This is a genomic window from Pseudomonas sp. (assembly GCF_036404235.1).
In the GTDB taxonomy this organism is placed as follows: Bacteria; Pseudomonadota; Gammaproteobacteria; order Pseudomonadales; family Pseudomonadaceae; genus Aquipseudomonas.
Map to the genome: position 1 here is coordinate 12,109 of NZ_DASWOT010000037.1, position 21,127 is coordinate 33,235.

At 57.3% G+C, this 21,127-nt stretch carries 22 protein-coding genes; 3 read left to right on the forward strand and 19 right to left on the reverse strand.

What is annotated here, in order from left to right:
* Positions 1-139 precede the first annotated feature (139 nt).
* The 3 genes from xseA (at position 140) to leuA (ending at position 4,504) form a co-directional block, all read left to right on the forward strand.
* The gene (gene xseA, locus VGC62_RS04765; protein WP_331185915.1) at positions 140-1,519 is read left to right on the forward strand and encodes an exodeoxyribonuclease VII large subunit; all 1,380 of its coding nucleotides are present in this window, start codon (positions 140-142) and stop codon (positions 1,517-1,519) included.
* A gap of 7 nt (positions 1,520-1,526) precedes the next feature.
* On the forward strand, positions 1,527-2,390 hold the full coding sequence (locus VGC62_RS04770) for a peptidoglycan DD-metalloendopeptidase family protein (protein WP_331185916.1): 864 nt from the start codon (positions 1,527-1,529) through the stop codon (positions 2,388-2,390).
* Positions 2,391-2,833: 443 nt separating this feature from the next.
* On the forward strand, positions 2,834-4,504 hold the full coding sequence (gene leuA, locus VGC62_RS04775; RefSeq protein ID WP_331185917.1) for a 2-isopropylmalate synthase: 1,671 nt from the start codon (positions 2,834-2,836) through the stop codon (positions 4,502-4,504).
* 388 nt (positions 4,505-4,892) lie between these two features.
* On the opposite strand, the gene VGC62_RS04780 is transcribed toward leuA, so the two are convergent.
* The 19 genes from VGC62_RS04780 to iscU form a co-directional block, all read right to left on the reverse strand.
* Positions 4,893-5,300: a hypothetical protein gene (locus tag VGC62_RS04780; protein ID WP_331185918.1), complete on the reverse strand. Its 408-nt coding sequence runs from the start codon at positions 5,298-5,300 to the stop codon at positions 4,893-4,895.
* Positions 5,301-5,436: 136 nt separating this feature from the next.
* Positions 5,437-5,874 (reverse strand): hypothetical protein, encoded by a 438-nt coding sequence (locus VGC62_RS04785; RefSeq protein ID WP_331185919.1) that lies wholly within the window; start codon positions 5,872-5,874, stop codon positions 5,437-5,439.
* Positions 5,875-5,933: 59 nt separating this feature from the next.
* On the reverse strand, positions 5,934-6,725 hold the full coding sequence (locus VGC62_RS04790) for an amidohydrolase (protein ID WP_331185920.1): 792 nt from the start codon (positions 6,723-6,725) through the stop codon (positions 5,934-5,936).
* Positions 6,713-7,861, reverse strand: coding sequence for a pyridoxal phosphate-dependent aminotransferase (locus VGC62_RS04795; RefSeq protein ID WP_331185921.1), 1,149 nt, complete (start codon positions 7,859-7,861; stop codon positions 6,713-6,715). Before VGC62_RS04795 ends, VGC62_RS04790 begins: the two co-directional genes overlap by 13 nt.
* Before the next feature lie 118 nt (positions 7,862-7,979).
* Positions 7,980-9,446 (reverse strand): ribosome biogenesis GTPase Der, encoded by a 1,467-nt coding sequence (gene der, locus VGC62_RS04800; protein WP_331185922.1) that lies wholly within the window; start codon positions 9,444-9,446, stop codon positions 7,980-7,982.
* Between the two features lie 151 nt (positions 9,447-9,597).
* A complete protein-coding gene (gene bamB / locus VGC62_RS04805) occupies positions 9,598-10,749 on the reverse strand; it encodes an outer membrane protein assembly factor BamB (RefSeq protein ID WP_331185923.1) in 1,152 nt (383 codons plus the stop codon).
* On the reverse strand, positions 10,742-11,383 hold the full coding sequence (locus VGC62_RS04810) for a tetratricopeptide repeat protein (RefSeq protein ID WP_331185924.1): 642 nt from the start codon (positions 11,381-11,383) through the stop codon (positions 10,742-10,744). The genes bamB and VGC62_RS04810 overlap by 8 nt, the downstream gene beginning before the upstream one ends.
* Before the next feature lie 39 nt (positions 11,384-11,422).
* Entirely contained in the window at positions 11,423-12,712 is a 1,290-nt protein-coding gene (hisS, locus tag VGC62_RS04815; RefSeq protein ID WP_331185925.1) for a histidine--tRNA ligase, read from the reverse strand.
* 32 nt (positions 12,713-12,744) lie between these two features.
* Positions 12,745-13,854: a flavodoxin-dependent (E)-4-hydroxy-3-methylbut-2-enyl-diphosphate synthase gene (gene ispG, locus VGC62_RS04820; protein ID WP_331185926.1), complete on the reverse strand. Its 1,110-nt coding sequence runs from the start codon at positions 13,852-13,854 to the stop codon at positions 12,745-12,747.
* A 3-nt stretch (positions 13,855-13,857) separates the two neighbouring features.
* Positions 13,858-14,865, reverse strand: a complete 1,008-nt coding sequence (locus tag VGC62_RS04825; RefSeq protein ID WP_331185927.1) for a RodZ family helix-turn-helix domain-containing protein — start codon at positions 14,863-14,865, stop codon at positions 13,858-13,860.
* Positions 14,865-15,623, reverse strand: coding sequence for a type IV pilus biogenesis/stability protein PilW (gene pilW / locus VGC62_RS04830; RefSeq protein ID WP_331185928.1), 759 nt, complete (start codon positions 15,621-15,623; stop codon positions 14,865-14,867). Before pilW ends, VGC62_RS04825 begins: the two co-directional genes overlap by 1 nt.
* A gap of 27 nt (positions 15,624-15,650) precedes the next feature.
* On the reverse strand, positions 15,651-16,799 hold the full coding sequence (gene rlmN, locus VGC62_RS04835; protein ID WP_331185929.1) for a 23S rRNA (adenine(2503)-C(2))-methyltransferase RlmN: 1,149 nt from the start codon (positions 16,797-16,799) through the stop codon (positions 15,651-15,653).
* A gap of 29 nt (positions 16,800-16,828) precedes the next feature.
* Complete coding sequence (gene ndk, locus VGC62_RS04840; protein WP_007916882.1) at positions 16,829-17,254, reverse strand: nucleoside-diphosphate kinase; 426 nt, start codon at positions 17,252-17,254, stop codon at positions 16,829-16,831.
* A gap of 95 nt (positions 17,255-17,349) precedes the next feature.
* Positions 17,350-17,550, reverse strand: coding sequence for a Fe-S cluster assembly protein IscX (gene iscX / locus VGC62_RS04845; protein ID WP_331185930.1), 201 nt, complete (start codon positions 17,548-17,550; stop codon positions 17,350-17,352).
* Between the two features lie 14 nt (positions 17,551-17,564).
* Positions 17,565-17,906, reverse strand: a complete 342-nt coding sequence (fdx, locus tag VGC62_RS04850; RefSeq protein WP_331185931.1) for an ISC system 2Fe-2S type ferredoxin — start codon at positions 17,904-17,906, stop codon at positions 17,565-17,567.
* Positions 17,907-17,909: 3 nt separating this feature from the next.
* On the reverse strand, positions 17,910-19,772 hold the full coding sequence (gene hscA, locus VGC62_RS04855; RefSeq protein ID WP_331185932.1) for a Fe-S protein assembly chaperone HscA: 1,863 nt from the start codon (positions 19,770-19,772) through the stop codon (positions 17,910-17,912).
* 44 nt (positions 19,773-19,816) lie between these two features.
* Complete coding sequence (hscB, locus tag VGC62_RS04860; protein ID WP_331185933.1) at positions 19,817-20,338, reverse strand: co-chaperone HscB; 522 nt, start codon at positions 20,336-20,338, stop codon at positions 19,817-19,819.
* Between the two features lie 8 nt (positions 20,339-20,346).
* A complete protein-coding gene (gene iscA, locus VGC62_RS04865) occupies positions 20,347-20,670 on the reverse strand; it encodes an iron-sulfur cluster assembly protein IscA (protein ID WP_331185934.1) in 324 nt (107 codons plus the stop codon).
* A gap of 53 nt (positions 20,671-20,723) precedes the next feature.
* Positions 20,724-21,110 (reverse strand): Fe-S cluster assembly scaffold IscU, encoded by a 387-nt coding sequence (iscU, locus tag VGC62_RS04870; protein WP_331185935.1) that lies wholly within the window; start codon positions 21,108-21,110, stop codon positions 20,724-20,726.
* Positions 21,111-21,127: the final 17 nt, after the last annotated feature.

Sequence of the window (21,127 nt, forward strand, 5' to 3'; positions counted from 1 at the left end):
AATTGTTGGCCGACGATGCGCCATAGATCGGAATCATGCGCAAAACCCGCGCTGGAAGGATGAGCGGCTGGCCTTCACGCAGATCGCGATGCTCATCTAATGTGGTGGGCAAAGCCTCATTCCCTTTATCATGCCCGCCATGATCAAAGACCCCTTCGCAAGACTCGGCCTGGACCGGGAAGTTCTCACCGTCAGCCAACTCAATGGCCGCGCCCGTGTGCTGCTCGAAGATGTGTTCGCCAACATCTGGGTGGAGGGCGAGATCTCCAACCTTTCGCGCCCCGCCTCCGGCCACGTGTACTTCACCCTGAAAGACACGGGTGCCCAGGTGCGTTGTGCGCTGTTCCGGCAGAACGCGGCGCGGGTGCGCCAGGCGTTGAAGGATGGCCTGGCGGTCAAGGTGCGCGGTAAGGTGTCGCTGTTCGAAGGTCGCGGCGACTATCAACTGATTCTCGACACGGTCGAACCCGCAGGCGATGGCGCACTGCGCCTGGCCTTCGATGCGCTGAAGGAGAAACTCAGCGCCGAAGGCTTGTTCAGCGCCGAACGCAAAGTCGCGCTGCCACTGCATCCACAGCGTATCGGGATCATCAGTTCGCCGACCGGCGCAGTGATTCGCGACATCATCAGCGTATTCCGCCGTCGTGCGCCCAGCGTTGAACTGACCTTGATCCCCACCGCCGTGCAGGGCCGCGAAGCCATTGGGCAAATCGTGCGCGCGCTTAAACTGGCCGACGGCCGAGGTTTCGATGCGCTGATCCTGGCGCGCGGCGGCGGGTCGCTGGAGGATCTATGGTGCTTCAACGAGGAAGCCGTGGCGCGAGCGATTGACGCCTGCGTGACGCCGATTGTCAGCGCGGTGGGTCATGAGACCGATGTGTCGATCAGCGATTTTGTCGCCGACGTTCGCGCACCAACGCCCTCCGCCGCCGCAGAGTTGTTAGCGCCTGACTCCAGCGATCTGCAGCGTCGGGTAGACAGCCTGAAACGGCGCCTGATCAGCCGCATGCAAGACCGGCTGATGCGCGAGAAACTACGACTGGACGGGGTTTCCCGTCGTCTGCGTCACCCCGGCGAACGTCTGCGCCAGCGGGCCCAGCGCCTCGATGACCTGGACATGCGCATGCGTCGGGCCTTCGAGCAGCAAATGCACAAGCGCCAGGTGCGCATGGGTCATCTGCAAAGCCGATTGGCGGCGCAACATCCGGGACGTACGTTGGCATTCTTGCGTCAGCGCCTGGACGTGCTGGCCGAACGTCTGCCGAGGGCAATCAAAGACACGCTCAAGACCCGCCGCCTACAGCTGCAAAATCAGGTACAGACGTTGAATGTCGTCAGCCCGCTGGCAACACTGGGCCGTGGTTACAGCATCCTGCTGGACGAAAAAGGCCACGCGATCCGCCGTGCCGAGCAGACCAAGACCGGACAGCGCCTGACGGCAAAACTGGGTGACGGCGAGCTGTTGGTGCGCGTGGAAGACAACCATCTGACGCCCGTGACTTTCTCTTTACTGGATTGACCTATTGATGCCGGATTTTATCGTTCGATCGTTGATTACCACTGCGTTGGGTTTTTGCCTGGCGTTGCCTGCTTTCGCCGCCACGCAGCCGGACAGCTACATCACACGCGCGCTGGATAAACCGGTGCCCGGGGGAGTGGCCGTCGTCGACCTTGGTTCTGCTACCGACGCACCAAAAGCTTCTTATCAGGGCAAACCTGTGTTGGTGATCAAGGAGCAAGGCAATCGCTGGCTGGCGATCGTAGGGGTGCCGTTGACCGTCAAGCCGGGCAGCCAGCAACTGGTCGCCAAAGACGCGAGCGGTAGCCGTAATCTGGCGTTTGTCGTGGGCAGCAAGAAGTATCCAGAGCAACGCATTACCCTGAAAAACCAGCGTCAGGTGAACCCCAACCCGGACGACGTGAAACGCATCGAAGGCGAGCAGGTGGTACAGATTCAGGCCTATCGCAGCTTCAGCCCGGGAACGCCAAGCAACCTGTTACTGGACAAACCGGTGGATGGCCCGTTGTCGAGCAAATTCGGGGTGCGTCGGTTCTTCAATGGCGAAGAGCGCAACCCACACGCAGGGCTGGACTTTGCAGTACCTACCGGAACGCCTATCAAATCCCCGGCCGCGGGCAAAGTGATCCTGATCGGCAATTATTTCTTTAACGGTAATACCGTCGTCGTCGATCACGGTCAGGGCTTCATCAGCATGCTCTGCCACATGTCGAGGATCGACGTGAAAGTCGGTGATGTTGTGCCGCGTGGCGGGGTTGTGGGTCGTGTCGGTTCAACCGGACGTGCTACCGGGCCGCACTTGCATTGGAACGTTAGCCTAAACGATACCCGGGTTGATCCAGCTATTTTTATTGGTGCGTTTCAGCCCTGAGGTTCATGGCTACCGATCAAACAGCATCGCGGGCCATCGCGCTCTACAAAGGACATGACCATTGCCTACTAAGAGACCGCAGGCCCGCAATGACGTTAGCCCAGCAGCGGTCGATTCTGGATGCAAGCCGGAATTGTCAAATGCCCAACACACCGCGCAATAAATAAACAAAAATTCTGAAAAACCAGCTAATTAATCTCACTTATTGAAGATAAAAAAGAACTTCTCCCAATTTTTACCAACTGCTTGCCAGCTTTCACCTCATTGGTTACGGTTGACTCCATGAAAACGTCTCAGACCCTCATTCTATTGCGTCAACATCGTTGCCTCAGTCTCGTCAGTGCGCGACTGCCAGGCTGAATCGCAGTGCCTCGACCCTCGTCTTTCGTTTCAATCGGCTGGCCGCCTTTTCTCGGCCCTCAGTACAAAAAAGGATTGCTCACATGACCATGCTCAAAGATCCCTCGACGAAGTACCGCGCGTTTCCGGTTATCGACTTGCCTGACCGCACCTGGCCCTCCAAAGCCATCACCGAAGTGCCGATCTGGTGCAGTTCCGATCTGCGTGACGGTAACCAATCGTTGATCGAGCCCATGGATGCAGTCAAAAAGCTGCGTTTCTGGAAAACCCTGGTTCAGGTCGGCGTGAAGGAAATCGAAGCATCGTTCCCGGCCGCATCGCAAACCGACTTCGATTTCGTGCGCACCCTGATCGAAGATGGCCACATTCCGGACGACACCACCATTCAGGTGCTGACCCAAGGCCGTGAAGACCTGATTGCGCGCACCTTTGAGTCTCTGCGCGGCGCGAAGAAAGCCATCGTCCACCTGTACAACGCCACCTCCCCTTCCTTCCGCCGCATTGTCTTCAATCAGGACAAAGCCGGCGTGAAAGAAATCGCAGTCAGCGCCGCCAAGCTGTTCGTCAAATACGCCGCTCAACAGCCAGAAACCCAATGGCAGTTCGAATACTCGCCTGAAACCTTCAGTGCCACTGAACTGGAGTTCGCCAAGGAAGTATGCGATGCGGTGATTGAGGTCTGGAACGCGACGCCGCAGAACAAGGTCATTCTCAACCTGCCGGCCACCGTTGAAGTGGCGACACCGAATATCTACGCCGACCAGATCGAGTGGTTCAGCCGCAACATTAACCGTCGTGACAGTGTGATCATCAGCCTGCACACCCACAACGACCGGGGCACTGGTGTCGCTGCAACCGAGCTGGGCCTGATGGCCGGCGCGGATCGTGTCGAGGGTTGCCTGTTCGGCAATGGCGAGCGCACAGGTAATGTCGACCTGGTGACCGTGGCGCTGAACATGTACACCCAAGGCTTGAACCCACAGCTGGACTTCTCTGACATCGACGGCGTGCGCAAGGTCGTGGAAGAGTGCAACCAGATCCCGGTTCACCCTCGTCATCCATACGTCGGCGATTTGGTCCACACCGCATTCTCCGGCTCTCACCAGGATGCAATCCGCAAGGGTTTCGCTCAGCAGAAAGACGACGCTCTGTGGGAGGTGCCTTACCTGCCTATCGACCCAGCCGACATCGGGCGCAGCTACGAGGCGGTCATTCGGGTCAACAGCCAGTCAGGTAAAGGTGGCATCACTTACTTGCTCGAACAGGAATACGGCATCTCACTGCCGCGCCGCATGCAGATTGAGTTCAGCCAAGTGGTTCAGGGCGAGACCGACCGCCTGGGCCTGGAAATGAGCGCACAGGAAATTTATGCGTTGTTCAAGCGTGAATACCTGCAAGCCAACAAGCCGTATGCGCTGATCAGCCATCGCCTGCAAGAAGAGAACGGCACCAGCGCGGTAGATGCTGAAGTCAGCGTCAACGACGAAACCCAACGCTGGAAAGGCAAAGGTAATGGCGCGCTGGAAGCACTGGTGTCGAGCTTGCCAGTTGGCGTGGAAATCATGGATTACAACGAACACGCAATTGGCGCAGGCACTACGGCCAAAGCCGCTGCCTACATCGAGCTGCGGGTCAATGGTGATCGTGCGGTACATGGCGTCGGTATCGATGAAAACATCACCACCGCCAGCTTCCGCGCGTTGTTCAGTGCATTGAATCGCTCGCTGGTTCAAGCTGAAGCCAAGGCGGCATAACGCACCAATGCTGTAGATACCCTGTTCCCGGTCAAGCTCGGTTGATCGGCTGTAGGAGTGAACGTGTTCGCGAGGCGGTGTCTCAGGCGCACCGCGCTGGTCGCCTCGCCAACAAGTTGGCTCCTACAGATCAGCTGTAGGAGCGCGGTTTGCCTGTCACACCGCGTACACAGGTTTTACGACGGGTTCCCCGCCGGTCGCGGGACAAGCCCGCACCTACAAGTCGTCATCGCTAATGTTTTGACCAGACTTGTTCGCGAGGCGGTGTCTCAGGCGCACCGTGTTGGTCGCCTCGCCAACCAGTTGGCTCCTACAAAGGCCGCGGGACAAAGGCTAAAAAAAGGCCCTGAAGCGAATAACTTCGGGGCCTTCTCGTTTGTGAGGTGCATCAGGCAGTCGTGTTGAGGTTGCCTTTCATCAACTCGAGCAGTGCAGCCTGTTGTCCCGCCATCTGCGCCATAGTCCCTGAAACCTGTTGCTGAATCGCCATGACCTGCTGGCTCTTCTGCGGCTCAGGTGTCTTGCTGTTCTGAGCGTCAGCCAGTTGCTGTTGTTGCTCCAGCAAACGCTTTTGCGTCTCTTTGATCTGATCCTGCAACTGTTTGATCGCCTGCTGTGAAGGCGATAAGCCTTCTGAGGACCCTGCCTTGCCAGTCTCCTCAATTGGCTTATAAACGTTGCCACGCAAATTGACGCTGATCGAAGTAACGTCACTGGTCTGCGAGTCGTCCGTTTTTACGCCTGTCGTGAACACGCTGGAATACGAACCCAGGGAACTCGTGTTAATGGTGGTCATGGCTGAACTCCTGTTTTATTACAGGCGATATCGGCCAGAGCGCGCGAAACTGAAGCGAACCCGTGAATCGTTACGCATATAGCCGACAGAAAACCCCGCGCAACCAAGGCGGGGCTTCACATCAGCGCAGGAGGGGTCAGGCTGTGGTGTTGATGCTTCCGGATTTTTGCAGCTGCACCAACGCAGCTTCCTGGGTGGCCAGCGAGGCGCTGGTGGTCGCGATCTGGCCCTGAATGGCCATTACCTGCTGCGACTTCTCCTCATCCGACCCCTTGCTCGCCTGAGCAGAGGCCAGTTGCTCTTGCTGCTCCTGAAGTCGTTTTTCGGTTTCCTTGATTTGCTGCTCCAGCTTCTCGATCGCCGCGTCGCTGGTGCTGCTCGACGAACTAGACGATCCGCCAGCACCTGCCCCAGCGCCTGTTTTTGCAGTGGCATCGGTAGAGCCGCTGGTGGCCGTAGACACGGTGGAGGTTGTATCGCTATCGCTGTCAGTCGCGGTGGTGGCATCTTTCTTCACGGCGGCAGTGAACGTGCTGGAATAAGAACTCAGGGAAGAAGCGTTGATAGTGGTCATGACTGAACTCCGGTTTTGGTACAACAGCTATCGACCGCTAAACCCGCAACTCCATTGCATTACTGTATCTCGAATGTATCAGCGTCGAGACATGCCGGGAATTTGCTCCGGTAAGCCGCCAGGCTGTCCGCCGATAGACTGACCTGAAACACCCCATCGGCCGCACCAACGTTTAGCAGGCTCTCGCCCTGAAAATCCAGGACCTGACTATCGCCTGCGTACGCGAAGCCCTTGCCGTCAGTACCGATACGGTTGACCGCCGCCACGTAGCACAGGTTTTCAATCGCGCGCGCAGGCAGCAAGCGGTTCCAGTGCAGGCGGCGTGCGCCTGGCCAATTAGCGGTGTACAGCAACAGATCAGTGTTTTGCGCGTCGCGACTCCAGACCGGAAAACGCAGGTCGTAACAGATTAACGGACGGATTCGCCAACCTTTGAGTTCGAACTGCACCTGACGCTCGCCGGGGGTGTAATGCTCATGCTCACCCGCCATACGAAACAGATGACGTTTGTCGTAATACAACAGTTCGCCATCGGGGCGCGCCCACAACAAGCGATTACGGTAACTGCCGTCCTGCGCGCGAATGATGACGCTACCAGTGAGCACAGCATTCAGACGTTTGGCATGAGCCAGCATCCACGTGCGGGTCACGCCTTGCTCAGGCTCGGCCAGCTTTTCGGACTGCATCGAGAAGCCGGTGGTGAACATCTCCGGCAGGATCACCAGATCAACCTCCTCCACCTCCGCCAACAGTTCGTCGAAATGAGCATGATTGGCTGGGCAGTCATGCCAGGCCAAGGTGGTTTGCACCAACGCCAGGTTGAGATTGGGCAGCGAACTTAGATCGCGCATAGTTTTTCCGCTGCCTGACGCAGCGTTTCCTCACGTTTGGCAAAGCATAGTCGGATCAGATGCTTGCCTTCAGGTGGAGTCTGATAAAAGACCGAAATCGGAATGCTGGCAACGCCATGCTCACGCGTCATCCACAACGACATGTCGACGTCATTCAAATCTGGGCGAATCTGTGAGTAATCGACAGTCTGGAAGTAGGTGCCGCCCACGCGGTTGAAAGTAAAGCGCGACGACTCCAATTGATTGCAGAAGAAATCACGCTTGGCCTGATAGAACGCTGGCAGCTCTTCTACGTGTTGGGGAAACTCGGCCATGAAATCCGCCAGCGCCCATTGCAGCGGCGTCACACCGCAAAACGCAACGAACTGGTGAATCTTGCGCATCTCTGCCGTCAATACAGGCGGTGCCACAAGGTAACCGGTTTTCCAACCCGTCACGTGGTAAGTCTTGCCGAACGAGCTGACCACAAAAGCGCGCTGATAAAGCTCTTCATGGGCCAGAACGCTGGCGTGCTTCACCCCATCGAACACCAGATGTTCGTAGACTTCGTCGCTGACCAGGTAGATGTCGCGATCTCTAATCAGCGCAGCCAACTGGTCCAGTTCACTACGGGTAATCAGCGCACCGCTGGGGTTGTGCGGGCTGTTGATGATGATCATGCGCGTGCGTGGGCTCAGGGCAGAGCTGAGTTTTTCCCAGTCAATGGAAAAATCCTCGTCCTTCAGTTGAACGTGTACACAGCGTCCACCTGCCAATATGACCGACGGCTCGTAGCTGTCATAACTGGGGTCAAACACAATGACCTCATCCCCCGCCCGCACCACTGTCTGGATTGCACAGAAAATCCCGTGGGTCGCGCCAGGAGTAATGGTCACTTCAGTATCAGCGTTGACCTGACGGCCATAAGAGCGGGCGATTTTGGCCGCCACTTGCTCACGCAACGCAGGTAGACCTGTCATCGGTGCGTATTGGTTGTGGCCGTCCATGGTGTGACGGCAGAGTGCCTCGCGCAACGCGTCCGGGCCGTCGAAATCAGGAAACCCCTGAGAAAGGTTGATCGCGCCGGTTTCGGCTGCAAGCTGGGACATCACGGTAAAGATGGTGGTGCCAACGTTCGGCAATTTACTGGTGATCATAGGGGTTCCTGCTCCACGCCCGGCTCCTGGACGGCACGGGGACTCGCAGAATAGCCCATACCCGACGCACAAAAAAAGGCGCCATTAGCGCCTTTTGATGAAAAAGCCTGTTACCGAATCAACGCTTATCCTTGCGCCGCTTCTCAGCTTTCTTATGGTGCGACATCATCCGGCGCTTCTTGTTGACCTGACGGTCAGTAAGCGTGTTTTTGTTGCCTTCGTACGGGTTCTCGCCACCTTTGAATTCAATGCGAATCGGCGTACCGACTAGCTTCAAGACGCGGCGGTAGGTGTTTTCCAGATAGCGGACGTAGGATTTGGGTACTTTTTCGACCTGATTACCGTGAATCACGATCAGCGGCGGGTTGGCACCACCCAAGTGCGCGTAACGCAACTTGATGCGGCGGCTGCCAACCATCGGCGGAGCGTGCTCGCCGACAGCGTCCTCAAGAATCTGCGTCAGGCGGTTGGTCGGCCAACGCGTCACAGCAGACTTGAATGAGTTCTGCACCGATTGATACAGGTTGCCCACGCCAGTACCGTGCAGCGCCGAGATAAAGTGGATATCGGCGAAGTCGACGAAGAACAACCGGCGTTCAAGCTCGGTCTTCACGTAATCACGCTCGCTCGGCACCATGCCGTCCCACTTGTTCAGTGCAATAACCAGCGCACGACCGGCTTCAAGTGCGAAGCCCAGCAGGTTCAGGTCGTGGTCGACGACGCCTTCGCGGGCGTCCATCACGAAGATCACGACGTTGGCGTCTTTGATCGCCTGCAGGGTCTTCACCACCGAGAATTTTTCGACTTCCTCGTGGATCTTGCCGCGCTTGCGCACACCGGCGGTGTCGATCAGCGTGTACTTCTCATCGTTACGCTCGAACGGGATATAGATACTGTCGCGCGTGGTACCCGGCTCGTCATAGACGATGACACGGTCCTCGCCGAGCATGCGGTTGACCAGCGTCGATTTACCCACGTTGGGACGACCGATGATGGCGATCTTGATGCCATCTTTCTCGCTCGGGCCAGGGATGCGCTTGGCTTCTTCGCCTTCAGCAACGTCCTCCGGCTCACCGTCTTGTTCGTCGTCATCTTTCGGGAATGAGCTCAGCGCGATTTCCAGCATCTGAGTAATACCGCGACCATGAGCACCAGCGACCGGGATCGCGTCGCCCATGCCCAACGGGCTGAACTCCGCACGCGCCAGTTCAGGGTCAATATTGTCGACCTTGTTGGCAACGACGTACGAAGTCTTGTTACGTTTGCGCAGGTGCTCGCCGATCATTTGGTCAGCCGCGGTGAAACCGGCCTTCGCATCGACAAGGAACAGCACCACGTCGGCTTCTTCGATGGCCAGCAGAGACTGCTCGGCCATCTTTTCGTCCATACCGTGCTCGTCACCGGAAATACCACCGGTGTCGATCAGAATGTAGCTACGCCCTTGCCACTTGGCCTCACCGTATTGGCGATCACGGGTCAGACCGGACAAGTCGCCGACGATGGCGTCACGAGTCCTGGTCAGGCGGTTGAACAAGGTGGACTTGCCGACGTTCGGTCGACCCACCAGGGCGATTACGGGAACCATGCGGCTCTCCACTTCGTTATTTCAGAAAATACAAAAGCCGCTGCAAGGCAGCGGCCGGAGTTCGGAGCGACACTCAAGGTGTCGCGAACCTTGCCGGAGCAAGGCTGCCAGCGGGACTCCTCACTGCAAGCCCCTCTAGCATAGACAGCCATTACTTGATCGTCAGTGCTTCCAGCTTGCCGCTGTTGCCAAAGACGTAAATGGTGTTGCCAGATACCAGTGGACGTGCGCGCAGACCGTCGCTATCGATACGTTCGCGGGCAACGAAATGACCATCGACCTGACTCAGCAAATGCAGATAGCCTTCCATGTCACCCACCGCGACATAGCTGGAGAACACCTCTGGCGCGCCGAGTTGACGACGAGCCAGCGAATCGTTGCTCCACAATGCGGTCGATGAACGCTCGTCAATGCCTTCAACAGTGCCGTTGGCCAAGCTTACATACACGCTGCCGAAACCTTGAGCGACGCCAGAATAGCTCGACGCATCACGCTGCCAGAGAACACGACCGCTTTCCAGCTCCAGCCCAGCAACACGACCTTGGTAAGTCGCGACGTACAGCGTACTGCCTGAAAGCAACAGACCACCGTCGATATCAACCACACGATCCAGCTCTGAACGACCTTGTGGAATCGCTACACGCTGCTCCCACACCGGAACGCCATTGGTGGTATCGAGCGCAACGACTTTACCCGTCGACAGGCCCGCGACCGCCAAGTGGTTGGTGACAATCGGCGCACCGGTGCCACGCAGGGTGAGAACCGCCGGGGTGCTTTCGTAAATCCAACGCTGGGTACCCGTGGCGGCGTCGAAGCCGATCACACGGTCATCCTGGGTCTGAACCACGACCACATCACCATTGGTCGCGGATGCGGCCAAGACTTCACTGGTCACACGGGCGTGCCACTTTTCTTCGCCAGTGGACTCGTCGAGAACGATCACTTCGCCTTTCAGGGTACCGACCATGACCACGCCGAAGCCAACGCCCACGGCGCCGGAGACTGGTTTTTCGAGCTCTTTCTTCCAGACCACATCGCCGCTGGAGCGATTGACCGACATGACGATACCGGTGGTATCGGCGGCGTATATATTCTCGCCGTCGATAGCCGGGATCAGCATGTTGTAGGTGTCGCCCTGTCCGTCACCGATCGAGCGGCTCCATTGCTTTTGCAGAACAACTTCTTCTTTGAAGTCGGTCAGCTCGGCCGGAGGTAATTCCTTTTTGCTGTTACTGCTGCAACCCGCGGCCAAAACGGCCAGAGCCAGCAATGCTGCATGTTTCCAACGAATCACGTCACGCATCCCCTTTCGCCAGATCGTCGAGCTTCATTTGTAGACCACCAACCGCTGCTTCTTGCGACAGCGCGGCCTTGGCTTTTTGGTAGGCGGCATGTGCATCGTCAGTGCGACCCAACTGAACCAGCAGATCACCACGCAGTTCTTCACGACTGGCCAGGAACGCCTTGTCGGCTTGACCGTCGAGCAGCTTCAAAGCGTCTTCAGGCTTGTTTTGAGCAGCCAGAACACGCGCCAGACGCTGACGAGCAATTTCACCAAGCGTTGGATTGGCGGGTTTGTCAGTCACGCCCTTCAGCTCGGAGACCGCATCATCCAGCTTGCCAGTGTCCACCGCCACCCTGGCAACGAACAGGCTGCCGTACTGAGCATAAGCAGAGCCACCGAAGTCGCTTTTCAGCTTGCCGGCGATTTCAGCCACACGGCCCGCGTCAGCCTGACCACTTGGCGTCAGCGCGGTTTCCAGCAATTGCTGATAGAGCGCCGAAGCACCTTGCGACTGATTGGTCTGATACTTTTGCCAGGCTTGCCAGCCCACCACCACGATCAGCGCGAGGAGACCGCCAGTTACCAGAGGCTTGCCATTACGCTGCCACCAGTCCTTAGCCGCCACCAGCTGTTCATCATCGGTACTCGACACCCCAATACTCCTATTCGCTAAATCGGCTGTTTATCAGCTTCAGCCCTGCACGACGCAGGTGGCCAGGTGCTCGGACAGAGCATCCCAGGCAATATTTTGTTGTTCTCCCTGACCGCGCAAAGGCTTGACGCCGACTTCCTTGCGCGCCAGTTCTTCGTCGCCCAGTATCAGCGCATACAGCGCGCCGCTTTTGTCGGCTTTCTTGAACTGGCTCTTGAAGCTACCGGCGCCAGCGTTGACTTGCAGACGCAGGCTCGGTGCCTGATCACGCAGACGCTCGGATAATGTCAACGCGGCCAACTCGGCAGCTTCACCGAAGGCACACACGTAAACATCGACCGTGCGCGAGATTTCTTCCGGCACCTGCTCCAATGTTTCAAGGAGCAATACCAGGCGTTCGATGCCCATGGCGAAACCAACGCCCGATGTCGGCTTGCCGCCCATCTGCTCAACCAGACCATCATAACGGCCGCCCGCACACACAGTGCCCTGAGCACCTAACTGATCGGTCACCCATTCGAAAACGGTCTTGCTGTAATAATCCAGGCCACGAACCAGCTTCGGGTTGATCACGTATGGGATGCCAGCGGCGTCCAGACGGGCTTTCAATCCGTCAAAGTGAATACGCGATTCGTCGTCCAGATAATCTGCCAGCTTCGGTGCGTCGACCAGCACAGCCTGAGTCTCAGGGTGCTTGGTGTCTAGCACGCGCAGCGGGTTGGTTTTTAAACGGCGCTGGCTGTCTTCGTCCAACTGATCCAGCCGGGCGGAAAGAAACTCGACCAACGCATCGCGATAACGCGCACGCGCCTCGCTGGTGCCCAGACTGTTGAGCTCAAGCTTGACGGCATTGCGAATGCCCAGCAGGCCCCACAAGCGCCAGGTCAGCACGATCAACTCAGCGTCGATATCCGGACCTTCGAGGTTGAACACTTCACAACCGATCTGGTGGAACTGACGATAACGGCCTTTTTGAGGGCGCTCGTGACGGAACATCGGCCCGATGTACCAGAGTTTCTGAACCTGTCCGCCACCGGTGATGCCATGTTCCAACACCGCGCGGACACAGGCCGCAGTGCCCTCCGGACGCAAGGTCAGGGAGTCGCCGTTGCGGTCGGCGAAGGTGTACATCTCTTTTTCGACGATGTCAGTCACTTCGCCAATGGAGCGTTTGAACAACTCCGTGAACTCGACGATAGGCATGCGAATCTGGCGATAACCGTAGTTATCCAGCAGGCGCGAGACGGTGCCTTCAAAGTAGCGCCACAATGGCGTCTGGTCCGGCAGGATGTCGTTCATGCCACGAATGGCTTGCAGAGACTTACTCACAAATAATCCTTAGAAACGGGTTGGCGGCGCTGTCAGCTACGTAAGATCAAGGCGGCTTCGGCCTCGACCTTCTCGGCCGCTCTCTGACGGATCAAGCGTTCAAGCTCATCCACCAGATTATCGTTGGTCAACTTTTGCGACGGTTTGCCGTCGATGTAGATCAGGTTCGGCGTACCGCCAGTCAGGCCGACATGCGCCTCTTTGGCTTCGCCAGGACCGTTCACTACGCACCCGATCACCGCTACATCCAGCGGAACCAGCAGGTCTTCAAGCCGCCCTTCGAGTTCGTTCATGGTCTTGACCACATCGAAGTTCTGCCGCGAGCAGCTCGGGCAAGCGATGAAGTTGATGCCACGCGAGCGCAAATGCAGGGACTTGAGGATGTCGTAACCGACTTTCACTTCTTCGACTGGATCGGCAGCCAGAGAGATGCGGATGGTATCGCCAATGCCTTCGGCGAGCAGCATACCTAGGCCGACGGCCGATTTCACTGTGCCTGAACGCAAACCACCGGCTTCGGTGATGCCCAGGTGCAGCGGTTGCACAATTTGTTTGGCCAGCAGACGGTAGGCTGCAACGGCCATGAACACATCGGAAGCCTTGACGCTGACCTTGAAGTCTTGGAAATCTAGGCGATCCAGATGCTCGACATGACGCAATGCGGACTCGACCAGCGCAGCCGGCGTTGGCTCGCCGTACTTCTTCTGCAGGTCTTTTTCCAATGAGCCGGCGTTCACTCCGATGCGAATCGGAATGCCACGATCACGCGCGGCATCAACCACCGCGCGCACGCGGTCTTCGCGACCGATATTGCCAGGGTTGATGCGCAAGCAATCAACCCCCAGTTCGGCGACGCGTAATGCGATTTTGTAATCGAAGTGAATATCGGCGACCAACGGGACCTTCACCAGCTGTTTGATCCGGCCAAACGCTTCGGCAGCATCCATGTCTGGCACGGAAACACGCACGATATCCACGCCGGCAGCTTCAAGGCGGTTGATCTGCGCCACGGTAGCCGCGACGTCATTGGTGTCGCTGTTGGTCATGCTCTGCACTGCAATCGGCGCGTCACCGCCGACCGGTACGGAGCCGACCCAGATTTTACGAGATTCGCGACGCTTGATCGGTGATTCGCCGTGCATGACTTATTGCCCTAGCTTCAGGCGAACAGTTTCGCCACTGGTGAAAGGTGCGACATCTACCGGCTGGCCGTTGTAACTCACCTGCGCGCCACGAGCGAAGCCAAGACGCAGGGTAAAAGGAGGTTTGCCACTGACGTCGATGCTGTCGCCCTTGCGCTTCAATCCACTGGTAAGCACTTTGCCATTACCGTCTGTGACCTGAGCCCAGCAGTCGGCAGTGAACTGCACCTGGACCTGGCCTGCACCGGCAGCAACAGGCGCAACGTCAACAGGCGCTGCAGATGCGGGCACTGGTGAAGCGGGAGCTGGAGCAGGCGCAAGGGCAGGCACAGGCGCTGTATGCGCTGGCACGGCTGGCGTTACGCCGCGAGCAGGCGCAGCTGCGGGCAGCGGAGTCGATGGTGCAACAGGCGCCGTAGCGGGTGCTTGGACCGCCGGTTCGTCATTGTTCAATGGCAGCGGCGCGGAGTTGCCGTTCTGCGAGTCCGCAACCGCCTGATCTTCAGGCTCGTCCAGCGGATGGATTTGAGTGGTGCCATCGGCGCTTTCGACTTCGACATGCTCCATGCCGATGCTGGTTTGGTCCTTCCCTCGCATCGCGGCCTGATCCTGCCACCAGAGGAAACCGCCGCCGACCAAGGCAACCAACAGCAGCAGGCTGACGATACGCAAAATGTTGTGGGACAGGCGCACAGGCTCTTCGATACGGCCCAATGCATGCACGTTGCTGCCTTTGCCGTCGGTACCTGTGTACTGGTCGAACTGGCTGACCAGTACGGCCTGATCCAGATCCAGCAGTTTTGCGTACGCGCGGATGTAGCCTCGAGCAAATGTATGCCCAGGCAGTTTGTCGAAATCACCTGTTTCCAGATTGCTCAAGGAAGTCACGGTGAGGTTCAACCTCAAAGCCACATCTGGCAGCGACCAGTTTTTGCTCTCGCGAGCCTGGCGCAGTGTCTCTCCAGGATTGGTGCGAGTGGCTGCTACAACTTCGGGATGCGCCGCTTTCATCATTGCTCCGACAGGTATTGCTGATATTCCGGCGTACCGGGATAGAGTCTTTTTAATTGCAGGCCATAACTGGCGGCCTTGTTGCGGTCATCATAGATTTTCGCCAACCGCGTCCCCAACAACAGACTACGTGCATTTTGCTCGCTGAGTTGGCTAAAACGGTCGTAATAGTCACGTGACGGCACATAATGCCTGTCTTCGTAAGACAACTCAGCCATTTCCAGCAATGAACGCGGTTGCTGGCGGTCCAGACGCAAGGCTTTGGTGAAATGTTCGCGGGCCGCCTCACGGTCGCCCAGCATCATCGCCGTCATGCCCAGGTTCTCGAAAACTCGCGCACGCTCGGCGTACAGGTTATCCGTGGCCGCCTGCTGGAAGCGTTCATACGCCTCCTTGTAGCGCTTCTGCTCGTAAAGAAAACTGCCGTAATTGTTGAGGATTCGCGCGTCTTTAGGACGAGAGGACAACGCCTTGGCGTAATACTTGTCGGTCAGTTCAGGCTCCTGCTCGGCCTGGAACACCAGAGCAAGCGCAGCGTTGGCGTCGGCATCGGAGCTGTCCAGCTCCAGTGCGTTCTTGAGAGGCGCCTTGGCGCGTTCGATTTGACCTTGTTGCAGGTAGCCCAAACCCAATTGCACATAGGCCTGACGCGCTTCGTCACGCCCCTTGCTGGTACTCAGCGGATCGACGTTGCCGGACGAAACACAACCGACCAGCAACGTGGCAAGACACAGCAGCAGCGCAGCGCGCAGGGACATAGAGATCCTCTCAGTCAATTTTCGCGGTCAGATACGGGACGCGGCGACCTGAACCCCTTCGGTCTCGGCACTGAGCTCGCGCACGGCGATGTAGCGCTCACTGCGACGAGTGCGATCCATGACCTGCCCGACCAACTGGCCACAGGCGGCATCGATGTCCTCACCGCGCGTAGTGCGCACGGTGACGTTATAACCGGCTTGATGCAACTGATCCTGAAAACGACGGATAGCGTTATTGCTTGGACGCTCATAACCCGAATGGGGGAATGGGTTGAATGGAATCAGGTTGATCTTGCAAGGCGTGTCCTTGAGCAGCTCGATCATCTCGACCGCGTGCTCGACCTTGTCGTTGATGTCCTTGAGCATGGTGTACTCAATGGTCAACACGCGTTTCTCACCCAGCGACGACATATAGCGACGGCAGGATTCGAGCAGCATTTTCAGTGGATACTTCTTGTTGATGGGTACCAACTGGTTGCGCAACGCGTCGTTCGGCGCGTGCAGCGAAAGAGCCAGTGAAACGTCGATGTGCTTGGACAGCTCATCGATCATTGGCACCACGCCGGAGGTAGACAGCGTCACCCGGCGCTTGGAAATGCCATAACCCAGGTCATCCATCATCAGATGCATGGCGGAGATGACATTGTCGAAGTTCAGCAATGGCTCGCCCATCCCCATCATCACCACGTTGGTGATAGCGCGGTCGATAGTCGCCGGGACACTGCCGAAAGATTTGTTGGCAATCCACACCTGGCCGATTACTTCGGCGGCGGTGAGGTTGCTGTTGAAGCCTTGCTTGCCGGTGGAACAGAAACTGCAATCCAGCGCACAACCTGCCTGGGACGAAACACACAACGTGCCGCGCTTACCCTGAGGGATGTAAACGGTCTCCACGCAGCTGCCGGACTCAACGCGAACCACCCATTTACGGGTGCCATCGGTGGAGATGTCCTCGCTGACGACTTCAGGACCGCGAATTTCAGCCTGACGCTTGAGTTTTTCACGCAAGGCCTTGCTGACATTCGTCATGGCGTCGAAATCATCGACGCCAAAGTGGTGAATCCACTTCATTACCTGACCGGCGCGGAAGCGCTTTTCTCCGATTGAATCGAAGAATTTTTCCATTTCCGGCTGGGTCAGACCCAACAGGTTTGTTTTGCCAGTCAATGCTGTCATGAATTCACCCTCACTCATTGGCCAGAAGCTTAGCGAGTGGTTACTTCGGTAGCGGCGAAGAAGTACGAGATTTCACGAGCAGCGGCCGCTTCGGAATCGGAACCATGAACAGCGTTGGCGTCGATGGAATCGGCGAAGTCAGCACGGATGGTGCCAGCAGCAGCTTCTTTAGGGTTGGTAGCGCCCATCAGCTCGCGGTTCAGGGCAATGGCGTTTTCGCCTTCCAGAACCTGAACGACAACCGGACCGGAAATCATGAAGGCAACCAGATCGCCGAAGAAGCCACGAGCGCTGTGCTCAGCGTAGAAACCTTCTGCTTCGGCCTTGGACAGCTGCTTCAGCTTCGAAGCCACAACACGCAGACCGGCTTTTTCAAAACGGGTGGTGATCTCTCCGATAACGTTTTTAGCAACGGCGTCAGGCTTGATGATCGAGAAAGTACGTTGAACAGCCATGGTGTAACTCCAGAAACAGTGATTAAAGCGAAAAATTAAACCCGCGAATTATACGCGGGTTTGGTGGTAATGCCTAACTGCATACGTTACGAAGCTTAGTCGGCCTCTTCGATCCACAAGGCTTGAATGGCTTCGAGGACCTTTTCGCCACCGCGGTCCGGGACGTCGTCGAAATCAGGCAATGCGATGACCAAATTGCGTAGTTTGACGAAGTTCACGGACAGCGGATCGACATCCGGATGGCGCTCGGCGAGCTGGATCGCGATTTCCTGCACATCAACCCACTTAAGACTCATGAGAATTCCTTGAATCAGTGCGGCGCTTCGGCCGCGTGATTGAGCGAATACTTCGGAATTTCAACGGTCAGGTCTTCATTTCCGACGACTGCCTGACAGGACAAGCGAGATTGGGACTCCAACCCCCAGGCCTTGTCCAGCAAATCCTCCTCTAGCTCGTCAGCCTCATTCAGCGAATCAGACCCTTCACGAATGATGCAATGACACGTGGTGCAGGCGCAGACGCCACCGCACGCACTCTCGATTTCAATATGGTGCTCATGAGCAACTTCAAGAATAGAGGTGCCAGGCGCAGCTTCGACTACCAGCCCCTCCGGACACAGCACGGCGTGGGGCAGAAAAATGATCTGCGGCATCAGTTATTCCTCAATCTCATTCAGGTTGCGCCCTGCCAGTGCGGCTCTCACCGTGGAGTCCAGGCGACGGGCAGCAAACGCGTCGGTTACTTGCGACAGACGCTTGGTCTGCTGCTCAATGGCCGGAACGTCGGTGCCCTTCACCAATTCACGTAGCTCATCCATCTGCAGATCGATGACCAGACGCTCTTCGGCGTCGAGCAACCGCTCACCGTCAGCATCAAGCGCACCCTGAACGGCCTCCAGCAAACGCTCGGCATCCACTTGTTGCTCACGCAACACACGGGCAACCTTGTCATCGCTGGCGTGCTGGAAGGAATCCTTGAGCATGCGGGCGATTTCGCCATCGGTCAGACCGTAGGACGGCTTGACCTGAATACTTGACTCAACACCAGACGCCAGCTCCCGCGCGGCGACACTGAGCAGACCGTCGGCGTCGACCTGGAAGGTGACACGAATTTTCGCGGCTCCGGCGACCATGGCGGGAATCCCGCGCAATTCGAAGCGCGCCAACGAGCGGCAGTCACTGATCAATTCACGCTCGCCCTGCAATACATGAATCATCATGGCCGACTGGCCGTCTTTATAAGTGGTGAAGTCCTGGGCGCGAGCAACGGGGATGGTGGTATTACGTGGAATCACCTTTTCCATCAGACCGCCCATGGTTTCCAACCCCAAAGACAGCGGAATAACATCCAGCAGCAACAACTCGCCACCGTCACGCTTGTTGCCTGCGAGTGTATCGGCTTGAATCGCCGCACCGATAGCGACCACTTGATCAGGATCGATTTCAGTCAGCGGCTGACGACCAAACAACTCTGCAACCGCATCGCGAACACGCGGCACTCGGGTTGAGCCACCAACCATCACCACCGCCTGGATTTCCTCCAGCTCGACACCGGAATCACGCACGGCACGCCGACAAGCTTTTAGGCTACGGGCGATCATGGGTTCGATCAGGGTATTGAAGGCATCGCGAGTCAGGACCGCCCGCCATTGACCATGGACGACGTCGACTGAATCACTATCAGTCAGCGCTTCTTTTGCAGCACACGCAGTTTGTAACAAACTGCGCTGCGCTGACGGGTCGAGGTCGTCGGAAAGCCCCGCCTCACTGATGATCCAGCTGGCAACCGCATGGTCGAAATCATCACCGCCCAGTGCGCTGTCGCCACCCGTGGACATGACCTCGAACACTCCGCCAGTAAGACGCAGAATCGAGATATCGAACGTGCCACCGCCAAGATCATAAATAGCGACGATGCCTTCGGCGTTTTGATCCAGGCCGTAGGCGACGGCTGCGGCTGTCGGCTCATTGAGCAAGCGCAACACATTAAGCCCGGCCAGCTTGGCCGCATCCTTGGTTGCCTGACGCTGTGCGTCATCGAAGTACGCTGGCACCGTAATCACCGCGCCGACCAGCTCGCCACCCAACGTCGCTTCAGCGCGTTGACGCAATACTTTGAGAATATCGGCAGACACTTGCACCGGGCTTTTAGGCCCTTGAACAGTGTCAATGAACGGCATATGAGATTCGCCGCCAACGAACCGATAAGGCAGCTGCTCGCCCAATTGCTTGACGTCGGCGATGCCACGCCCCATCAGGCGTTTGACCGAGATAATGGTATTGAGCGGGTCGATGGCAGCGGCGGTCTTGGCTGACTGCCCGACTTCCACGCGATCAGCGTGATAACGAACCGCAGACGGCAGGATGACCTCACCATCGGCGTCAGCCAAGGGTTCGGAGACACCGCTGCGCAGTGCAGCAACCAGCGAGTTGGTAGTGCCGAGATCAATCCCGACGGCCAAGCGGCGCTGGTGAGGTTTTGGACTTTGGCCTGGTTCGGCGATCTGCAGTAGAGCCATTGCTTTTCTGATTTCACAGGCGTGCAGCCATAGACTGCACGGGGTTAATCGTCGAGGCGCTCTTCCAGCTGGCGCACTTCGTAGGAGAGCTTGTCGAGGAACTGCATACGCCGCATCAGCCTTTCAGCCTGCTCGCGTTGTGCAGCATCGTCCCAACAGGCCGCGAAGCTTTCATTCAGTTCTTCCTGCGCAACTTTCAATCGACGCTTGAACACCGCGATACCGTCCAGATCAGCCTCGTCCTGCAGATCTTCAAGCTCTTCGCGCCACTGCATCTGCTGCAAAAGAAAATCGGGATCATGCACGGTGACTTCCAGCGGCACCTCGCCACCCTTGATCGCCAACAAGTAACGGGCCCTTTTGGTCGCGCTCTTGAGGGTTTGATAGGCGTCGTTCAGGCTCGCCGAACGCTCCAGCGCGATGCGTTGCTCACGCTCGGAAGCGTCTGCAAAACGGTCTGGATGCACGCTACGGGCCAGCTCACGGTAACGCGTCGCCAGCAGATCCAGATCCACGCGAAATCCCGGCTGTAGATCGAATAAAGCGAAATGACAAGGAGTACCCACGATAAGCCTCAGACGTTAAAGCTTTCGCCGCAGCCGCACTCACCGCGCGAGTTAGGATTGTTGAACTTGAAGCCTTCGTTCAACCCTTCCTTGACGAAATCAAGCTCGGTGCCGTCGAGGTAGACCAGGCTCTTGGGATCGACAATCACTTTGACGCCGTGCAGTTCGAAAACGGTGTCTTCGCTCTGCGCTTCATCAACGAACTCAAGCACGTAAGCCAGACCGGAACAACCTGTAGTGCGAACACCCAGGCGAACGCCATCACCCTTGCCGCGGCCCGAAAGGGAACGCTGCACATGTTTAGCGGCAGCTTCTGTCATGCTGATAGCCATCGGAACTCCTTATTTCACGAAAGTTACTGAACGCAGGCTTCGTGAAGAACTGCTTAAAGCAGACCTTTCTTCTGCTTGTAATCGCGAACCGCAGCCTTGATGGCGTCTTCTGCGAGTACCGAGCAGTGAATTTTCACGGGTGGCAATGCCAGCTCTTCGGCGAGCTGAGTGTTTTTGATGGTCTCTGCTTCGTCCAGAGTCTTGCCTTTCATCCACTCGGTTGCCAGGGAACTGGAAGCGATCGCAGAACCGCAACCGTAGGTCTTGAACTTGGCGTCTTCGATGATGCCCTGATCGTTAACCTTGATTTGCAGACGCATAACATCGCCGCAAGCTGGCGCGCCGACCATGCCGGTGCCAACATCAGGATCTTCCGCGTTCATCTTGCCGACGTTGCGCGGGTTCTCGTAGTGGTCAATGACCTTCTCGCTGTAAGCCATGATACTTATCCTCTCAA